General features: G+C 70.4%; 15 protein-coding genes. 11 read left to right on the forward strand and 4 right to left on the reverse strand.

Features of this window, described 5'->3' with window-relative positions:
• Positions 1 to 162 precede the first annotated feature (162 nt).
• Positions 163 to 939 carry an SDR family NAD(P)-dependent oxidoreductase gene (locus ACFY3J_RS37125; protein WP_384176263.1) on the forward strand — a complete coding sequence of 259 codons (777 nt, stop codon included), beginning with the start codon at positions 163 to 165 and terminating at the stop codon, positions 937 to 939.
• A complete protein-coding gene (locus ACFY3J_RS37130; protein WP_384176265.1) occupies positions 939 to 1,091 on the forward strand; it encodes a hypothetical protein in 153 nt (50 codons plus the stop codon). The genes ACFY3J_RS37125 and ACFY3J_RS37130 overlap by 1 nt, the downstream gene beginning before the upstream one ends.
• Before the next feature lie 35 nt (positions 1,092 to 1,126).
• Here the strand turns inward: ACFY3J_RS37130 and ACFY3J_RS37135 are convergent, their stop codons facing one another.
• Positions 1,127 to 2,320: an RtcB family protein gene (locus ACFY3J_RS37135; protein ID WP_384176266.1), complete on the reverse strand. Its 1,194-nt coding sequence runs from the start codon at positions 2,318 to 2,320 to the stop codon at positions 1,127 to 1,129.
• A gap of 185 nt (positions 2,321 to 2,505) precedes the next feature.
• Between ACFY3J_RS37135 and ACFY3J_RS37140 the strand changes: the two genes are divergently transcribed.
• From ACFY3J_RS37140 to ACFY3J_RS37150, 3 genes are all read left to right on the forward strand, one after another.
• A complete protein-coding gene (locus ACFY3J_RS37140; protein WP_384176268.1) occupies positions 2,506 to 3,411 on the forward strand; it encodes a DUF3558 domain-containing protein in 906 nt (301 codons plus the stop codon).
• 118 nt (positions 3,412 to 3,529) lie between these two features.
• On the forward strand, positions 3,530 to 4,447 hold the full coding sequence (locus ACFY3J_RS37145) for a DUF3558 family protein (RefSeq protein WP_390842721.1): 918 nt from the start codon (positions 3,530 to 3,532) through the stop codon (positions 4,445 to 4,447).
• Positions 4,448 to 4,578: 131 nt separating this feature from the next.
• Complete coding sequence (locus ACFY3J_RS37150; protein WP_390842728.1) at positions 4,579 to 5,925, forward strand: DUF2637 domain-containing protein; 1,347 nt, start codon at positions 4,579 to 4,581, stop codon at positions 5,923 to 5,925.
• Between the two features lie 101 nt (positions 5,926 to 6,026).
• On the opposite strand, the gene lysS is transcribed toward ACFY3J_RS37150, so the two are convergent.
• The gene (gene lysS, locus ACFY3J_RS37155) at positions 6,027 to 7,766 is read right to left on the reverse strand and encodes a lysine--tRNA ligase (protein ID WP_384176272.1); all 1,740 of its coding nucleotides are present in this window, start codon (positions 7,764 to 7,766) and stop codon (positions 6,027 to 6,029) included.
• Positions 7,767 to 7,997: 231 nt separating this feature from the next.
• Between lysS and argS the strand changes: the two genes are divergently transcribed.
• The 3 genes from argS to ACFY3J_RS37170 all read left to right on the forward strand — a co-directional run bounded on the left by argS (position 7,998) and on the right by ACFY3J_RS37170 (position 11,024).
• Positions 7,998 to 9,761 (forward strand): arginine--tRNA ligase, encoded by a 1,764-nt coding sequence (argS, locus tag ACFY3J_RS37160; protein ID WP_384176274.1) that lies wholly within the window; start codon positions 7,998 to 8,000, stop codon positions 9,759 to 9,761.
• Between the two features lie 275 nt (positions 9,762 to 10,036).
• Positions 10,037 to 10,525: a hypothetical protein gene (locus ACFY3J_RS37165; RefSeq protein WP_390842722.1), complete on the forward strand. Its 489-nt coding sequence runs from the start codon at positions 10,037 to 10,039 to the stop codon at positions 10,523 to 10,525.
• Between the two features lie 88 nt (positions 10,526 to 10,613).
• Complete coding sequence (locus ACFY3J_RS37170) at positions 10,614 to 11,024, forward strand: hypothetical protein (RefSeq protein ID WP_384176277.1); 411 nt, start codon at positions 10,614 to 10,616, stop codon at positions 11,022 to 11,024.
• Positions 11,025 to 11,088: 64 nt separating this feature from the next.
• On the opposite strand, the gene hemB is transcribed toward ACFY3J_RS37170, so the two are convergent.
• Together hemB and ACFY3J_RS37180 are read right to left on the reverse strand one after the other, a co-directional pair.
• Entirely contained in the window at positions 11,089 to 12,081 is a 993-nt protein-coding gene (gene hemB / locus ACFY3J_RS37175; protein ID WP_384176279.1) for a porphobilinogen synthase, read from the reverse strand.
• Between the two features lie 146 nt (positions 12,082 to 12,227).
• Positions 12,228 to 12,890: a TetR/AcrR family transcriptional regulator gene (locus tag ACFY3J_RS37180; RefSeq protein WP_384176281.1), complete on the reverse strand. Its 663-nt coding sequence runs from the start codon at positions 12,888 to 12,890 to the stop codon at positions 12,228 to 12,230.
• Positions 12,891 to 13,057: 167 nt separating this feature from the next.
• Here ACFY3J_RS37180 and ACFY3J_RS37185 point away from each other — a divergent pair, with 167 nt between their 5' ends.
• Genes ACFY3J_RS37185 through ACFY3J_RS37195 form a run of 3 tightly spaced genes read left to right on the forward strand, consistent with a single transcriptional unit; the run spans position 13,058 to position 17,026 of the window.
• Positions 13,058 to 14,539: an APC family permease gene (locus tag ACFY3J_RS37185; protein ID WP_390842723.1), complete on the forward strand. Its 1,482-nt coding sequence runs from the start codon at positions 13,058 to 13,060 to the stop codon at positions 14,537 to 14,539.
• Positions 14,539 to 15,639 (forward strand): alcohol dehydrogenase catalytic domain-containing protein, encoded by a 1,101-nt coding sequence (locus tag ACFY3J_RS37190; protein ID WP_384176285.1) that lies wholly within the window; start codon positions 14,539 to 14,541, stop codon positions 15,637 to 15,639. The genes ACFY3J_RS37185 and ACFY3J_RS37190 overlap by 1 nt, the downstream gene beginning before the upstream one ends.
• A 52-nt stretch (positions 15,640 to 15,691) precedes the next feature.
• Positions 15,692 to 17,026 (forward strand): NAD-dependent succinate-semialdehyde dehydrogenase, encoded by a 1,335-nt coding sequence (locus ACFY3J_RS37195; RefSeq protein WP_384176287.1) that lies wholly within the window; start codon positions 15,692 to 15,694, stop codon positions 17,024 to 17,026.
• The last annotated feature ends 75 nt before the right edge of the window (positions 17,027 to 17,101 follow it).

Here is a 17,101-nt window from a genome sequence, read left to right on the forward strand (position 1 = left end):
CAGCAGCCTCGGTTACCGCAGTCCCGCCGAGTACGAAACCGTTCTCGCAGCCTGACCACCACACCGATGGTGTCCGTCAAAGCGGAACAAGCTCACTCGCCTACGCTGGAGACGACGACCGCGCAGACACGCACCCGACACCCGTCCCCGAGGAGCAAGCCCATGGCCACCGCCGCCCCGTCCGCCGCCTCCCGCATCGCCGTCGTGACCGGTGCGAGCAGCGGCATCGGCGCCGCCACGGCCCGGCAGCTCGCCGCCGCCGGCTACCGGGTCGTCCTGACCGCCCGCCGCAAGGACCGTATCGAGGCGCTGGCCGAGGAGATCGGCGCGGCGGGCCACTCCGCCACCGCCTACCAGCTGGACGTCACCGACCGCGCGGCGGTGTACGAGTTCGCCACGGCCTTCAAGGCCATCGGTGTCCTGGTCAACAACGCCGGCGGGGCACTGGGCGCCGACCCCGTCGCCACCGGCGACCCGGCCGACTGGCGCACGATGTACGAGACGAACGTCCTCGGCACCCTCAACCTCACCCAGGCCCTCCTGCCCAAGCTGGAGGCCAGTGGCGACGGCACGGTGGTCGTGGTCTCCTCCACCGCCGGTCACGGCACCTACGAGGGCGGCGGCGGCTACGTCGCCGCCAAGCACGGCGCCCACGTCCTCGCCGAGACCCTCCGCCTGGAGATCGTCGGCAGGCCGGTCCGGGTCATCGAGATCGCCCCCGGCATGGTCAGGACGGAGGAGTTCGCCCTCACCCGCTTCGGCGGCGACCGGGAGAAGGCCGCCAGGGTCTACGACGGCGTGGCCGAGCCCCTGACGGCCGACGACGTGGCCGACACCATCACCTGGGCGGTCACCCGCCCCAGCCACGTCAACATCGACCTCCTGATCGTCCGCCCCCGCGCCCAGGCGTCGAACACCAAGGTCCACCGGGAGCCGTGATGACCGACGACCTCGACCGGGAGCCGGAGCGCGCGCGCCTCGCCCTGGAGAAGAAGCGCGAACGGTACGTCTGGTACTACCTCGGCTACTTCCTCTTCGGCATCCACGTCGTCGCCTTCGTGATGATCTACGCGGTCCGCCACGCCAAGTAGCCGTACGGCCGGGGCGACGGCCGCGCCCGCGGGCCTCAGCCCTTCACGCAGACGACCTGCCGAAGCTTCGCCACGACCTCCACGAGGTCCCGCTGCTGGTCGATGACCTGCTCGATCGGCTTGTAGGCGCCCGGGATCTCGTCGACGACGCCCGAGTCCTTGCGGCACTCCACGCCCCGCGTCTGCTCCTCCAGGTCCCTGGTGGAGAAGCGGCGCTTGGCGGCGTTGCGGCTCATGCGCCGGCCGGCGCCGTGCGACGCGGAGTTGAAGGACTCCTCGTTCCCGAGGCCCTTGACGATGTACGAGCCGGTGCCCATGGAGCCGGGGATGATGCCGTACTCCCCCGCCCGGGCGCTGATCGCTCCCTTGCGGGTGACGAGGAGGTCCATGCCCTCGTAGCGCTCACGGTTCACGTAGTTGTGGTGGCAGCTCACCTCGGGCTCGAAGGTCACCCCGGCCTTCTTGAACTCCCGGCGGATCACGTCCTTCAGGAGCGCCATCATGATCGCGCGGTTGTACCTCGCGTACTCCTGGGCCCAGTACAGGTCGTGCTCGTACGCCGCCATCTGCGGTGTGTCCGCGACGAAGACGGCGAGGTCGCGGTCGACCAGCCCCTGGTTGTACGAGAGCTTCTGCGCGACACCGATGTGATGCTCGGCGAGTTCCTTGCCGATGTTGCGGGAGCCGGAGTGCAGCATGAGCCACACCGCCTGGGACTCGTCGACGCAGACCTCCACGAAGTGGTTTCCGCTGCCCAGCGTTCCCATCTGCTTCGTGGCGCGCTCCTGACGGAACCTGACCGCCTCCGCCACCCCGTCGAAACGCCCCCAGAACCCGTCCCACCCCGCGGTGGCCAGACCGTGGAACCGTCCCGGATCGACAGGATTGTCATGCATTCCCCGTCCCACCGGAATCGCCTGCTCGATCTTGGAGCGGAGGCGGGACAGGTCGCCGGGGAGATCGCCGGCCCTCAGCGAGGTCTTCACGGCCGACATTCCGCAGCCGATGTCCACGCCCACCGCGGCCGGGCAGACCGCGCCCCGCATCGCGATGACCGAGCCGACCGTCGCGCCCTTGCCGTAGTGCACGTCCGGCATGACGGCGAGGCCCTTGATCCAGGGGAGGGTCGCGACGTTCCGGAGCTGCTGCATCGCCACGTCCTCGACCGTCGCCGGGTCGGTCCACATGCGGATCGGGACCTTCGCGCCCGGCATCTCCACATACGACATATCGCCCTCATTCCCCCGGAAACAAAACAGAAGCATGGAAACGCAATACCAGCGCCAAGGTCGGCGAAACAGGACAACGGACCGGCGTCCACGGCAGTGCGTGCGATACACATTGTCTCCAGGAAGCGCCCCCGCCCGGCAAGCGAATAACCAGCGGGGCCATCGAAAGCGAGAGGAGCCTGACCGTGCTGCGGAAGGCGTACGTACCCGGCGCGGCCGCGCTCCTCGCGGCGCTGCTGCTGGGTGGCTGCACCGGTGGTTCGTCCAGTGACGGCCGGGCGGACAACGCCAACCCCGGCGGCTCCGACGCGACGACGGCGGCGGCCCAGCCGGGCAGGTACCGGACGCTTCCGGAGGCCTGCCGCGCGGTCGGCCACAACACCCTCGACTCACTGCTCCCCGGCATCAAGCAGATCATGGACGTGGACCAGCGGGACAAGGCCTACGAGGGCCAGGCGACGCTCACGTACGACACCGACCGCAAGGTCGGATGCCGCTGGAAGGTCGAGTCCTCGGACGCCACCGACCATCTCTACATCGACTTCGAGCGGGTCGTCTCCTACGACAACACCGTCAGCGACGACAGTCAGGCGCAGTCGGTCTTCGCCGCCAAACGGGCCGCCGCGCACCTTCCCGAGCCGACCGCCACCGAGAACTCGGCCTCCACGACCGAGTCCAAGGACGCCTCCGGCGCGGACTCCGCATCTCCTTCCGGTTCCGGTTCCGGCAGTACCCCGTCGTCGTCCCCGGCGCCCCCGTCGTCCCCGTCGCCCTCGGCATCCTCCTCATCCTCGTCCTCGCCCTCCCCCGACTCCTCCTCGTCCGCCTCCGGCGACGCCGCTTCGACCGACCTCCAGCCCCGGCTCCTGAGCGATCTCGGCGACGAGGCGTTCCTCGACGACGCGCTCGGCAGCTCCGGTTCGACCGCCCGGCAGCGAACCGTGACTGTGGCATTCCGCACGTCCAACGTGGTCGTGACCCTCGTGTACGAGGAGCAGCCGACGACCGTCGGCGTCGTCCCGGACAGCAAGGAAATGCAGGACAAGGCAAGGAAACTGGCCGCTCGGCTGGCCGATTCACTGGGTGGTTGACGACTCTCGCGCGGCACCCGGTGCCGCCTCGCTCAGTACGACAAGTGGGACCGCGCGGCTGCCTCACCGCGTACGGTGGCCCCTCGGACCCGAACCGACCGCAGGAACGACGAGCGTCATGAGTGAAGGAACCATGCAGCGAGCAGCCCAGCGAGAAGTGGGGGTACCTCCCACGCCGTTCAGGCAGTGGGGGAAAGCTCCGCGTACCCCGCGAGCGAAGCGTCCGAACCGCGCCCTCGTCTGCGCGATCGCCGTCCCCGTGATGCTGCTCGCCGCGGCCTGCTCCTCCTCGGACTCCGGCTCCGGCGGCGGTGCCAAGCAGACCGCGGGGGGCGACGTGAAGGGATCCGCGAGCGCGAGCCCGTCGCCGACGGTGCAGGCCGCGGCGTACGCGAAGCTGCCCCAGGCGTGCAAGATCCTGTCGGACAAGACACTCGGCGAACTGGTCCCGAAGGGCGTGAAGTCGGGTAAGGAGAGCGCCTCCAGCGACCTCTCCACGCGTGCCGGCTGCTCCTGGAACAGCCTGGACAACAACGGCGTGAAGGGCTCTCAGTTCCGCTGGCTCAACGTGTCGCTGCTGCGTTTCGAGTCCGATGCCACCCGCGGCACCGGCGAGAAGCAGGCGCAGGAGTTCTATGAGCGGCAGGTGCAGGACGCCCGGAACGTGGAGAACGCGCAGAACGTGAAGTCGGAGCCGGTGTCCGGGACCGGCGACGAGGCCACGGTGGTGCGCTACGACCTGAAGAAGAAGGAAGGCGCCTTCAAGCAGCAGACGGTCGTGGCGCGGGCGGAGAACGTGGTCGTCACCCTCGACTACAACGGTGCCGGTCTGGCCGGAGACTCGACCCCGGACGCCGCCGACTTGACGAAGGCCGCGGAGAAGGCCGCCAAGGAGGCGGTGACCACGGTGGCGACGGCGAACGGCGCGTCCGGCGGCGGTGCGCCGAGCACCTCCTCTTCCTCCTCGGCGTCCGAGTCCCCCGCGAAGTCGCCGTCGAAGTCGGCCTCACCGTCGAAGTCGGCGTCCAACGGCTGACCCACGGACGGCCCGTAGAAGCGGAGCAACCGGACCGGTCCCACACCCCTCGCACAGATGTGCCACCCTGTTGCGCGCAACCAACACGCAAGGGGAGGGAGTCACGGGTGGCCACGCCACAGCTGACCCGGATGCACCGCGTTCTCATCGGCGTGGTCGTCACGGGTGCCGTGATCATCGCCGGTATCGGCTTCGCAGGTTCGTATGCGGCCGTCCGTGAACTCGCCATCAAGAAGGGCTTCGGGAACTTCAGTTATGTGTTCCCGATCGGCATCGACGCGGGCATCTGTGTGCTGCTCGCCCTGGATCTGCTCCTGACCTGGATCCGGATCCCCTTCCCGCTGCTGCGCCAGACCGCGTGGCTGCTGACGCTGGCCACGATCGCCTTCAACGGCGCCGCCGCCTGGCCGGACCCGCTGGGCGTGGGCATGCACGCGGTGATCCCGGTGCTGTTCGTGGTCGCCGTGGAGGCGGCCCGGCACGCGATCGGCCGGATCGCGGACATCACGGCGGACAAGCACATGGAGGGCGTCCGCCTGACCCGCTGGCTGCTCTCCCCCGTCCCCACCTTCCTGCTGTGGCGCCGTATGAAGCTGTGGGAGCTGCGCTCCTACGACCAGGTCATCAAGCTGGAACAGGAACGTCTCGTCTACCAGGCCCGGTTGCGCTCCCGCTTCGGCCGGGCCTGGCGCCGCAAGGCCCCGGTGGAGTCCCTGATGCCGCTGCGCCTCGCCCGGTACGGCGTCCCCCTGGGGGAGACGGCCCCGGCGGGCCTGGCGGCGGCGGGCATAGAACCGGCGCTGATCCCGCCGCGCCCGCAGGTCGAGACGGCCGTGGACGCTCGCGCCGCCGAGGCGGCACGGATGGGCGGCGAGGGAGCCTCCCAGTCCGTTCCGGCGCTGGCGGAGGCACCTCCGGGCGGGCAGCGCCCCGAGCTGGCCGGCCCCCACAACGGCGGGCAGCCGGTACCGGAACAGCAGGCCCCGGACGAAGCGAGTCCCTGGTTCTCCGCCGCCCAGCAGGTCGACTACCACGGAGGCTACGACCCGGCGTACGAGCCGGAGCCTCCGTACGAGGAACTCCCGTACGAGGAGTGGTACGAGGAACACCAGGGGTTCCAGGAGCACCAGGGATACCAGGAGCACCAGGGATACCAGGAGCACCAGGGCGAGGCCCCGCAGCCGCAGCAGTCCGAGCCCTCCCCTGAGGACACCGGCAGCTTCCCCATCCCGGCCGGCCCGAACCGCACCCGCCAGCTCGGCGAGGGCGGCGGCACCCCGCCCACGGAGCCGGACGAGGAGGCCTACTACCAGGTCTTCCGCCAGTCGATCAACGGCAGCCTGCCCACCCCCCGCGAGTTCGCCGACGGGGTGGAGGCCACGTACGGGATCTCGCTGCCCGACAACGAGGCCAAGCACTTGGTGAGCCGCTTCTCCAACCGCTTCAACGCGGAGCTGGAGGAAGACCACATCGCCTGAGGCGTGAACCCCGAACGACCCCTGAACCACGAACGAGGGGGCCCTCTCGCGAGGGCCCCCTCGTTGTTGTCGTACCGCCGCGTGTCGCTTCGCTGTTTCCGCTACTCCCCGAGCAGGGCCCGCACCCGCTCCTGCCCCACCGCGAGCAGCAGCGTGGGCAGTCGCGGCCCGGTGTCGCGGCCGACGAGCAGGTGGTAGAGCAGCGCGAAGAAGGACCGCTGGGCGGTCTTGATCTCCGGCGGCAGCTCCTTGGGCGTGGCGTCGGCGGAGAACCCGGCCTGGACCTTGGGCACGCCGTAGACGTGGTGGGTGAGCCCGTCGAGCGACCAGTGGTCCCCAAGGCCGTCGAGCAGCAGCCGGATCGACTGCTGGGAGGACTCGTCGAGGGACTTCAGCAGGTCGGTGTCGGGCTCCTCGCGGACGATGGTGCGCTGGTCGGCGGGGACGTGGGTGTTGATCCACGCCTCGGCCCTGTCGTACCGCGGGCGGGCCTCGTCGAGCGAGCCCAGCGGGTTGGCCGGGTCGAGTTCGGACAGGATGCGCAGCGCCTGGTCCTGGTGGCCGGCGGTGATGTCGGCGACGGACGCGAGCGTGCGGTACGGCAGCGGGCTCGGTGTCTTCGGCAGCTCGCCGGCGGCGGTGCCCACCGCGCGCGTGTACGCGGCGACGTCACCGGGCAGCGCCGAGCTGTCGGCGACCTTGGCGGCGAGCTTGTCCCACTCGTCGTACAGGCGCTGGATCTCCTGGTCGAAGGCGATCTTGAAGGACTGGTTCGGCCTGCGCCGGGCGTACAGCCATCGCAGGAGCTGCGGCTCCATGATCTTCAGCGCGTCGGCCGGGGTGGGGACGCCACCGCGCGAGGACGACATCTTCGCCATGCCGGAGATGCCCACGAAGGCGTACATCGGGCCGATCGGCTGCTTGCCGCCGAAGATCCCGACGATCTGCCCGCCGACCTGGAACGAGGACCCCGGCGAGGAGTGGTCGACACCGCTCGGCTCGAAGATCACGCCCTCGTACGCCCACCGCATCGGCCAGTCGACCTTCCAGACCAGCTTGCCGCGGTTGAACTCGCTGAGCCGGACCGTCTCCGAGAAACCGCACGCGGTGCAGGCGTACGTCAGCTCGGTGGAGTCGTCGTCGTAGGCGGTGACGGTGGTGAGGTCCTTCTCGCAGTTGCCGCAGAACGGCTTGTACGGGAAGTAGCCGGCGGAGCCGGAGCTGCCGTCGTCCTCGGACGCCGCGCCCGAGCCCTCCTCGGCCTCCAGCTCGGCCTCGTCCACGGGCTTCTGCTGCTTCTTGGCCGCCTTGGGCTTGGTGCGGTACTGGGCGAGGATCGCGTCGATGTCGCCGCGGTGCCTCATCGCGTGCAGGATCTGCTCGCGGTACACGCCGGAGGTGTACTGCTCGGTCTGGCTGATGCCGTCGAACTCCACGCCCAGCTCGGCGAGCGAGGCGACCATGGCGGCCTTGAAGTGCTCGGCCCAGTTGGGGTGCGCCGAGCCCTTCGGGGCCGGGACGGAGGTCAGCGGCTTGCCGATGTGCTCGGCCCACGACTCGTCGACACCGGCGATCCCGGCCGGGACCTTGCGGTACCGGTCGTAGTCGTCCCAGGAGATCAGGTGCCGTACCGGATACCCGCGGCGGCGGATCTCGTCGGCGACGAGGTGCGGGGTCATGACCTCGCGCAGGTTGCCCAGGTGGATGGGGCCGGACGGCGACAGCCCGGACGCGACGACGACCGGTTTGCCCGGGGCCCGACGCTCCGACTCCTCGATGACGTCGTCCGCGAAACGGGAGACCCAGTCGGCGGTCTCGGTGCTCTGAGCCACGATCGGCACGTCCTCTTTCCCTGAAGTTTCTCTGAAGGTTCTCCGTGGGCAGCCGCTACGGTCGCACGGCTGACCGCTCCATTGTCCCAGGCGGGTCGGCATCCGCGAAAACACCTTTTCAACGCGTTGGACGGGCACGGGCGGCCCGGCGTTGGCCCGTCGGCCGGAAAATTCGCTTTACCCCGCATGGGATACTGGGCCTGTCTATCCATCCGCACGAGGAGAACGGCACCCTTTCCTATGGCCTCGGTCACGTCCCTCACCGCTTCCGTCCACCAGCGCCTCGCGTCCGCCCTCTCGGCCACCCTGCCGGAGACCGCCGCCGCGGACCCGCTGCTGCGACGCAGCGACCGGGCGGACTTCCAGGCCAACGGCATCCTGGCGCTGGCCAAGCAGGCGAGGACGAACCCGCGGGAGCTGGCGACGCAGGTCGTCGGGCACGTGGTCACCGGTGATGTGATCAAGGACGTCGAGGTCTCCGGACCCGGCTTCCTCAACATCACGGTCACCGACCGGGCGATCACGGAGAACCTCGCGGCGCGGGCGGCCGACTCCGACGGCCGGCTGGGTGTGCCGTACGCGGAGCAGCCGGGCACGACGGTGATCGACTACGCCCAGCCGAACGTGGCGAAGGAGATGCACGTCGGCCACCTGCGGTCCGCGGTGATCGGCGACTCCGTCGTCCAGCTCCTGGAGTTCACCGGCGAGAACGTGGTCCGCCGGCACCACATCGGCGACTGGGGCACCCAGTTCGGCATGCTCATCCAGTATCTGGACGAGCACCCGCACGAGCTGGACCACAAGGCGTCCGAGGTGACCGGCGCGGAGGCGATGTCGAACCTCGACCGCCTCTACAAGGCCGCGCGCAAGCTGTTCGACTCCGACGAGGAGTTCAAGACGCGGGCCCGGCGCCGGGTGGTGGACCTCCAGGCCGGCGACGCGCACACGGTGGCCATGTGGCAGAAGTTCGTGGACGAGTCGAAGATCTACTTCTTCTCCGTCTTCGAGAAGCTGGACATGGATGTCCGGGACCCGGACATCGTCGGTGAGTCCGGCTACAACGACATGCTCGCCGAGACCTGCCGCCTGCTGGAGGAGTCCGGCGTGGCGGTTCGTTCGGAGGGCGCCCTGTGCGTCTTCTTCGACGACGTCAAGGGCCCGGACGGCAACCCGGTCCCGCTGATCGTCCAGAAGTCCGACGGTGGCTACGGCTACGCGGCCACCGACCTGTCGGCGATCAGGGACAGGGTCTTCAACCTCAAGGCGAACACCCTGCTGTACGTCGTGGACGCCCGGCAGTCCCTGCACTTCAAGATGGTCTTCGAGACCGCGCGGCGGGCCGGCTGGCTGAACGACGACGTGACGGCGTACCAGTTGGCGTTCGGCACGGTGCTCGGCAAGGACGGCAAGCCGTTCAAGACCCGTGAGGGCGAGACGGTTCGCCTGGTCGACCTGCTCGACGAGGCGATCGAGCGTGCCTCGGCGGTCGTCCGGGAGAAGGCGCAGGACCTCTCGGACGAGGAGATCGCCGAGCGGGGTGCCCAAGTGGGCATCGGCGCGGTGAAGTACGCGGACCTGTCGACCTCGGCGAGCCGGGACTACAAGTTCGACCTGGACCAGATGGTCTCGCTGAACGGCGACACGTCGGTCTACCTCCAGTACGCCTACGCCCGGATCCAGTCGATCCTCCGCAAGGCCGGAGAGGTACGGCCCTGCGCCCACCCGGAGCTGGAACTGTCCGAGGCGGAGCGGACGTTGGGCCTGCACGCCGACGCCTTCGCGGAGACGGTGCGGGAGGCCGCCGCGGAGTACGCCCCGCACAAGCTGACCGCGTACCTGTACCAGCTGGCGTCCCTGTACACGACCTTCTACGACAAGTGCCCGGTGTTGAAGGCGCAGACGCCGGAGCAGGTGGAGAACCGCCTGTTCCTGTGCGACGTCACCGCGCGCACCCTGCACCAGGGCATGGCCCTGCTCGGCATCCGGACGCCCGAGCGCCTCTGAGCCTCTGACGGATCCGCCCGGTCCGTCGCCGCAGGCCCCGCCCCGTCCTCGACGGGGCGGGGCCTGCGCGCGTTCGCGACGGCCGTCCGGGCGTCTTCCCCACCTCCTCGGGCATGCACGGGTCGCCGGGATCGCCTTCCGCGCGCTGCACAAGATCGAAGTGCGGCGGGCACCGGGCGCGCCGACGATGACGAAGGAGCGGAGCGCCGAACTTCCCAGTTCGGGCACTCCGCCGCGTCATGCGTCTGCGTCTTGCTTCACAGAAGGAGGAATCCATGACGGCAACGACGGAGAGCCCCACGCGGGAGAAGGCAGGCGCCGGCCAGGAGGAAGAGGAGTCCGTCATCGGACCGCTTCTGCTGGCCGCGCTGCTCGCCCGGCGTGAGGAACGCGGGGAGGAACCGATCATCGACCACCCTCTCCTCCTCGCCGCGCTCATGCGCCGCCGCGAGGAGGGCGGGGAGTCGATGATCCAGAACCCCCTGCTGCTCGCCGCCCTGATGCGCCGCCGGGAGGAACGCGAGGAGCCCATCATCGAACACCCCCTCCTCCTCGCCATGCTCATGCGCCGCCGCGAGGAGCGCGGGGAGTCGATGATCCAGAACCCCCTGCTGCTCGCCGCCCTGATGCGCCGCCGGGAGGAACGCGAGGAGCCCATCATCGAACACCCCCTCCTCCTCGCCATGCTCATGCGCCGCCGCGAGGAGCGCGGGGGCTCGATGATCCAGAACCCCCTGCTGCTCGCCGCCCTGGCCCGGCGCTAGGGACGGGCGACACCCCGCCCCCCGACGGCCGCGCCCACTGGCATCGGGGGGCGGGTTCCGTACGGCAATCGAACTTGAGGAACCACAAATGGCAGCTGAGTCCGGCGGAGAGACGGAACGGGATCCCCTGGAGACCTTCATCGACGAGGTCTTCGAGGAAATGGTGCGCGAGTCCGGGATTCCGCACACCGGTACCGGTATCAGGCATGGGAAGGACCCGCTGACTGCGGCTCTGCTGGAAGCGGCCGCGACGTCTCTTTCCCGGCCGGCGCACTCCCGGTCCTCGGAACTGGAGAAGGCGCTGTTCGCGCAGGTCCTGGCGACCGCGTTGGCGGAATCCCTCGCGCCCGCCCTGGCGGAGGCCCTGGCCATGGAGATCATGAAGGTGCTGAACCAGCACGCCGCCTCGCACGGCGGCGCCGACGGCACCGCCCGGGCGTCGGCGGGCGGCGGTTCCCGCGGCCGACGCGGCGAAGGCGAACGGGGCACGGGCTCCTGACCCCTCCGCGCACCGGTCACGGCGTGGCGGGGCCGCCCGTGCGGAGACGGGCGGCCCGGCGGGGTCAGCGCAGCTTCTGCGCGACCTCGGTGGCCCAGTAGGTGAGGATGTTGCGCGCCCCGGCCCGCTTGATGCCGGTCAGGGTCTCCAGGATGGCCCGGTCCCGGTCGACCCAGCCCTTCTCGGCGGCGGCCTCGATCATCGAGTACTCGCCGGAGATCTGGTAGGCGGCGACCGGCACGTCCACGGCGTCGGCGACCCGGGCGAGGACGTCGAGGTAGGGACCGGCCGGCTTGACCATCACCATGTCGGCGCCCTCCTCCAGGTCGAGGGCCAGCTCCCGCAGCGACTCCCTCAGATTCGCCGGATCCTGCTGGTAGGTCTTGCGATCGCCCTGCAGTGAGGAGCCGACCGCCTCCCGGAAGGGCCCGTAGAACGCGGACGAGTACTTGGCGGTGTAGGCGAGGACGGCCACGTCCTCCCGACCGATCTGGTCCAGCGCGTCCCGGATGACGCCGATCTGCCCGTCCATCATCCCGCTGGGGCCCACGACATGGGCGCCGGCGTCGGCCTGGACCTGGGCCATCTCGGCGTACCGCTCGAGCGTGGCGTCGTTGTCGACCCGGCCCTCGGCGTCGAGGACGCCGCAGTGGCCGTGGTCGGTGAACTCGTCGAGGCACAGGTCGGACATGACGAGCAGCTCGTCCCCGACCTCGGCGCGCACATCGCGCAGCGCGACCTGGAGGATCCCGTCCGGGTCCGTCCCCGCCGTCCCGAGGCCGTCCTTCTTGCCCTCCTCCGGCACCCCGAACAGCATGATCCCTGAGACCCCGGCCTCCACCGCCTCGGCGGCCGCCTTCTTCAGGCTCTCCCGCGTGTGCTGCACCACCCCGGGCATCGTCGAGATCGGCACGGGCTCGCTCACGCCCTCGCGGACGAACGCGGGGAGGATGAGGTCCGCCGGGTGCAGCCGGGTCTCGGCGACCATGCGCCGCATGGCGGGGGTGGTGCGCAGTCGGCGAGGACGCGTACCGGGAAAGGATCCGTACTTCGTCATGCCCTCTACGCTACGCCCGCCGCCCCGATGCCTTTGCCGACGGGGAGTCGGCCGGGGCGGGCACCGCGGAGTGGGTGTGCGCGGGCGCCACGGGGTCGGCCGGGGCGGGCACCGCGGTGCCGCGGCACCGCCGTCCCCGCCGTGCGTCAGGACTTTTTCAGGGCACCGGCCGCCAGTCCGAGTTCGGCCTCGGCGAAGGTGCGGACCATGTCGGCGATCGGCGCCGCGCGGCGGTCTGCGCTGGTGTTGATGTAGGCGCTGGTTCCGTCGATCACGACGAGAATGCGCACGGCCGCCGCCCAGGGGTCGTCGCAGCGGAAGTCCCCGGCCTCCGCTCCGGCGGTGATGAGCCGCTCTATGCGCCGGCACCAGAGCAGTTCCTGGTCCACGACGTGCTCGCGGAGTACGGGGCGGTAGCGCGACAGATGCCGCGCGTTGAGCCAGAGCCTGCTGACGTTGTCGAAGTCGGCGCTGGAGATCAGGGTGAAGAAGCGCCGGAGTGTGCGCAGCGGGGTGCCGTCGCCGATGTCGGCCGGTCCATCCGGTGATCCCTCCGAAGGCCCCTCCGGGAGCAGGCTGTCGAGTTCGGCCATCGTGGCGCTGGTGAAGGCCTCGGCCACGAGTTTGTCGGCCGCCGGGAAGTAGTGGCCGACCAGTCCGGACTGGACGCCGAGCTCGTCGGCGACCCGCCGCAGGGTGACGCACTCCAGCCCTTCGGTGAGTCCGATCCGCGCGGCGCTGGTGACGATCTCGTTGCGGCGCTCGGCCGGCGCCTTGCGGACTCGCTTGCCCGGACCCCTTGACGTCATGCCCGGAATGTTATTGAGTATGCGACCAATTAGGAAATTGGCCACGCGACCAATAACTGTGGACGTCAGGAAGCCGCTGATCAAGGGGATCTCACCCCGGCGACAGGGCCCGGCCCCGTCCCGGCCGAGCCGGCACCTCCGGCACGCACCACCGTCAGGAGACGCATGTGAACGACACTCACACCGACGCCGGTGACCTCGCCGAGTACGGCTATCAGCAGGAGCTGAAACGCACCCTGTCCCCGTGGGCCGTGTTCGCGATCGGGTTCGCGACCATCTCCCCCGTGGTCGGCGTCTACGCCGTCGTCCAGCTCGGGTTCGTCTTCGCGGGCCCCGCGTGGATCTGGGCGGTCGTCGCGGCCTTCCTCGGACAGCTGCTGACCGCCGTCGTCTACGCCGAACTGTCCTCCCAGTTCCCCATGACGGGCGGGGTCTACCAGTGGGTGCGCCGGCTGGGCGGACCCCGACTGGGCTGGCTGGTGGGCTGGATCTATCTCGCCTCGGCCGTCGCGTCACTGGCCACGGTGGCCTACCTGGGGGCGAGCTGGCTGCACATGCTCTTCGGCGACGGGACACCGTCGGCGACGACCCACGTGCTCCTCGGCGTGGTCTTCATCGCCGTGGCGCTCGCGATCAACCTGCTCGGCGTCAACCCGGTGAAGCACTTCCTCAACGCGGGCATCCTCGCCGAAGGCGTCGCCTCCATCGCCATCAGCGTGATCCTGCTGCTCTTCGTGCGTCACAACGGCTTCGGGATCCTGTTCGAGACGCTGGGAGCCGAGGCCGCCTCCAAGGGATCCGTCCTGGCCGGTTTCCTGACCTGTCTCGCGGTGGCCGGCTGGGCGTTCCTCGGCTTCGACGCGACCACGCAGGTCGCCGAGGAGACCGAGCAGCCGCGGCGCAGCGTGCCGCGGGCGCTGCTGCGCGCCTATGTGTTCGTCGCCTTCACGGTCCTGCTGACCGGGCTCGCGGTGACGCTCTCGCTGCGCCGGCCCGAGGACGCCGTGTCCGGCAGGACGGCGGATCCGGTCCTTGCCGCCGTGACGGACGGGCTGGGCGGATGGAGCGAGAAGCCGTTCGTCGTCGTCGTTCTGATCGCGTTCTTCGCGTGCGCCATCTCGATCCAGACGTACATCGGGCGAGCCGTCTTCTCGTTCGCCCGCGACCGGCAGCTGCCCTTCTCCTCGACGCTCGCCACCGTCGGCCCGCGGCAGATCCCGTACGTCTCGCTCATCGCGACGGCCGTGCTGGCCGGTCTCGGGCTGCTGCTCGGACTGAACGGCAATGCCGCGGCGACCCTGATCGCGTTCGGCTCCGGCGGCTTCTACTTCATCTTCCTGGCCGTCGCGGTCGTGGCGCTCGCCGCCCGGTTGAGCGGCCGGTGGAACCCCTCCGCCGGGGAACTGCGGCTGGGACGGACCGGTCTGGTGGTCAACGTGCTCGCCGTGCTGTGGCTGCTCTTCGAGGCGGTCAACATCGCCTGGCCCCGCGCCGAACTCGCCCCGGCCGGCGGCAGCTGGATCCAGGTCTGGGCCGTGGTCCTGGTCTTCTCCGTGCTCTTCGCCATCGGTCTCGTCTACGTCGCCGTCGCCAAGCCCCACACCCAGCTCCCCCAGAACCCGGCCCCCGAAAAGGTGAAGGTGTCCTGATGTCCTCGAAATTCTCCCCGGCCGTCGTCTTCGACCCGGTCTCCGGACTGCGGTCGCAGGACGTCTCCCTCAGATCCGCCGGGCCGGGCGAGGTCGAGATCGACGTGCGCGCGGCCGGCGTGTGCCACTCGGACCTGCACATCGTGACCGGTGACTGGCCGACCGACCGACCGCTCGTGCTCGGACACGAGGCGGCCGGAGTGGTCACGGCGGTCGGGGCCGGCGTCACCTCCGTGCGCCCCGGCGACCACGTCGTGCTGTCCTGGTTCGCACCGTGCCGGCGCTGCCGCAAGTGCGTGGCCGGAATGGCGTGGCTGTGCACCGGCACCAGGGCCGTCGCCAACACGCTGCCCGACGGGACCACCCCGTTCACGGACACCGAGGGCGACCCGGTGTGGCCCTACCTGGGCCTGGGGGCGTTCACGGACCGGCTGGTCGTACCCGAGTCGGCGGCGGTGAAGGTCCCCGAGGAACTGCCGTTCGGCATCGGCGCCCTCCTCGGCTGCTCCATCACGACCGGCATCGGCGCGGTCATGAACACCGCCCGGGTCCGTCCCGGCGAGTCCGCGGTCGTCGTCGGTACGGGCGGCGTGGGACTCAGCGTGGTGATGGGTCTTCGCCTGGTGGGCGCCGACCCCGTCGTCGCCGTCGACCTCTCCCCCGAACGGCTCGCCGTGGCCGAGCGGTTCGGCGCCACCCACACACTCGACGGCGCCGGGACCGACGTCGCGGCCTGGTGCCAGGAGGAGCTCGGCGGAGTGGACTACGCCTTCGAGGCGATCGGGAGCCCCAAGGTCGTCGAGACCCTCCCGGCCATGCTCACCTCGGGCGGCGCGGCCGTCCTGGTCGGGATGGCACCGACCGGCGCGACCGGTTCGTTCGACCTGTTCGACCTCGCCGACCAGGGAAAACGTATCCTCGGCTGCAACTACGGCTCCAGCGTCGGGGAGATCGACATCCCCAAACTGGCCCGCCTCTACCTGGCGGGCCGGCTGCCGCTGGACGACCTGATCGGCAGGACCCGGCCGCTGCGGGAGACGGCGGAGGCGTTCGACGATCTCAGGTCGAACACCGGGGTCAGGACGATCCTGACCCCGTGAGCCGTCCCGTGACCGACAGCCGCCCCGCACCCGACCACTTTCCGGAGACCTGATGTACGCCGTCACCGACCCCACCACCGGCGAAGTCGCCGAGACCTACCCGACCGCCACCGACGCAGAGATCGCGGACGCCGTCGCCGCCGCCCACGCGGCCACCTCCTGGGGCCGTACCAGCTCCGTGGCCGAGCGCTCCGCGCTGCTGCGCCGGCTCGGCGACCTGCACACGGAGCACCAGGCCGAACTGGCCGCGAGCATCGTGCGCGAGATGGGCAAGCCGCTCGCGGAGGCCGAGGGCGAGGTCGGCTTCTGCGCCGACATCTACCACTACTACGCCGACCACGCCGAGGCGTTCCTCGCCGACGAGCCGCTCGACGTCACCTCCGGCCCCGGCAGCGCCGTCGTCCGGCGCAGCCCGGTGGGCGTCCTGCTCGGCATCATGCCGTGGAACTTCCCGGCCTACCAGGTGGCCCGGTTCGCCGCCCCGAACCTCGCGCTCGGCAACACCATCGTCCTCAAGCACGCCCCCCAGTGCCCGGCCACCGCGGCTCTGCTGGAGAAGCTGTTCGCCGAGGCCGGCTTCCCGGCCGGCGCGTACGTCAACGTGTACGCCACCAACGAGCAGATCGCCGAGGTGATCGCCGACCCGCGGGTCCAGGGCGTCTCGCTCACCGGCTCGGAGCGCGCCGGTGCCGCCGTCGCCGAGATCGCCGGACGGAACCTGAAGCGCGTCGTCCTCGAACTCGGCGGCTCCGACCCGTTCATCGTGCTGTCCACCGACGACCTCGACGCGGTCGTCGAGGCCGCCGTCGCCGCCCGGCTCGACAACACCGGCCAGGCCTGCAACGCCGCCAAGCGGTTCGTCGTCGTCGAGGACCTCTACGACGCGTTCGTCGAGAAGTTCACCGCCCGGCTGCTCGCCGGCGAGACCGGCGCCCCGCTGTCGTCGGTCGCCGCCGCCGAGAACCTCGCCCGGCAGGTCGACGAGGCGGTCGCCCAGGGCGCCACGCTCCACAGCGAGGGCGAACGGCACGGGGCCTACTTCCCGGCCGGAGTCCTCACGGGGCTCACCACCGAACACACCGCCGCCCGCCAGGAACTCTTCGGACCGGTCGCGATGGTCTTCCCGGCGGCCGACGAGGACGACGCCCTGCGCATCGCCAACGACACCCCCTACGGCCTCGGGTCCTACGTCTTCACCACCGACCCCGCGCAGGCCGAGCGCGTCGCCGACCGCATCGAGGCCGGCATGGTCTTCGTCAACGGCGTCGGCGCCGAGGGCGCGGAACTGCCCTTCGGCGGCATCAAGCGCTCCGGCTTCGGCCGCGAACTCGGCCGCCCCGGAATCGAGGAGTTCGTCAACAAGAAGCTCATCCGGACCGTGGCGTGACAACTCAGGTCAGGTGAAAGGGTCCGGGCCTCCGACAGGGGCCCGGACCACCGCACCAGCGCGTGCGGCTCGGCC

The sequence above is a fragment of the Streptomyces sp. NPDC001231 genome, assembly GCF_042896885.1.
In the GTDB taxonomy this organism is placed as follows: Bacteria; Actinomycetota; Actinomycetes; order Streptomycetales; family Streptomycetaceae; genus Streptomyces.

Coding starts and splice junctions, on each gene's coding strand:
- ACFY3J_RS37125 (WP_384176263.1), top strand. CDS start 163: ATGGCCACCGCCGCCCCGTCCGCCGCCTCCCGCATCGCCGTCGTGACC.
- ACFY3J_RS37130 (WP_384176265.1), top strand. CDS start 939: ATGACCGACGACCTCGACCGGGAGCCGGAGCGCGCGCGCCTCGCCCTG.
- ACFY3J_RS37135 (WP_384176266.1), bottom strand. CDS start 2,320: ATGTCGTATGTGGAGATGCCGGGCGCGAAGGTCCCGATCCGCATGTGG.
- ACFY3J_RS37145 (WP_390842721.1), top strand. CDS start 3,530: ATGAGTGAAGGAACCATGCAGCGAGCAGCCCAGCGAGAAGTGGGGGTA.
- ACFY3J_RS37150 (WP_390842728.1), top strand. CDS start 4,579: ATGCACCGCGTTCTCATCGGCGTGGTCGTCACGGGTGCCGTGATCATC.
- argS (WP_384176274.1), top strand. CDS start 7,998: ATGGCCTCGGTCACGTCCCTCACCGCTTCCGTCCACCAGCGCCTCGCG.
- ACFY3J_RS37165 (WP_390842722.1), top strand. CDS start 10,037: ATGACGGCAACGACGGAGAGCCCCACGCGGGAGAAGGCAGGCGCCGGC.
- ACFY3J_RS37170 (WP_384176277.1), top strand. CDS start 10,614: ATGGCAGCTGAGTCCGGCGGAGAGACGGAACGGGATCCCCTGGAGACC.
- hemB (WP_384176279.1), bottom strand. CDS start 12,081: ATGACGAAGTACGGATCCTTTCCCGGTACGCGTCCTCGCCGACTGCGC.
- ACFY3J_RS37180 (WP_384176281.1), bottom strand. CDS start 12,890: ATGACGTCAAGGGGTCCGGGCAAGCGAGTCCGCAAGGCGCCGGCCGAG.
- ACFY3J_RS37190 (WP_384176285.1), top strand. CDS start 14,539: ATGTCCTCGAAATTCTCCCCGGCCGTCGTCTTCGACCCGGTCTCCGGA.
- ACFY3J_RS37195 (WP_384176287.1), top strand. CDS start 15,692: ATGTACGCCGTCACCGACCCCACCACCGGCGAAGTCGCCGAGACCTAC.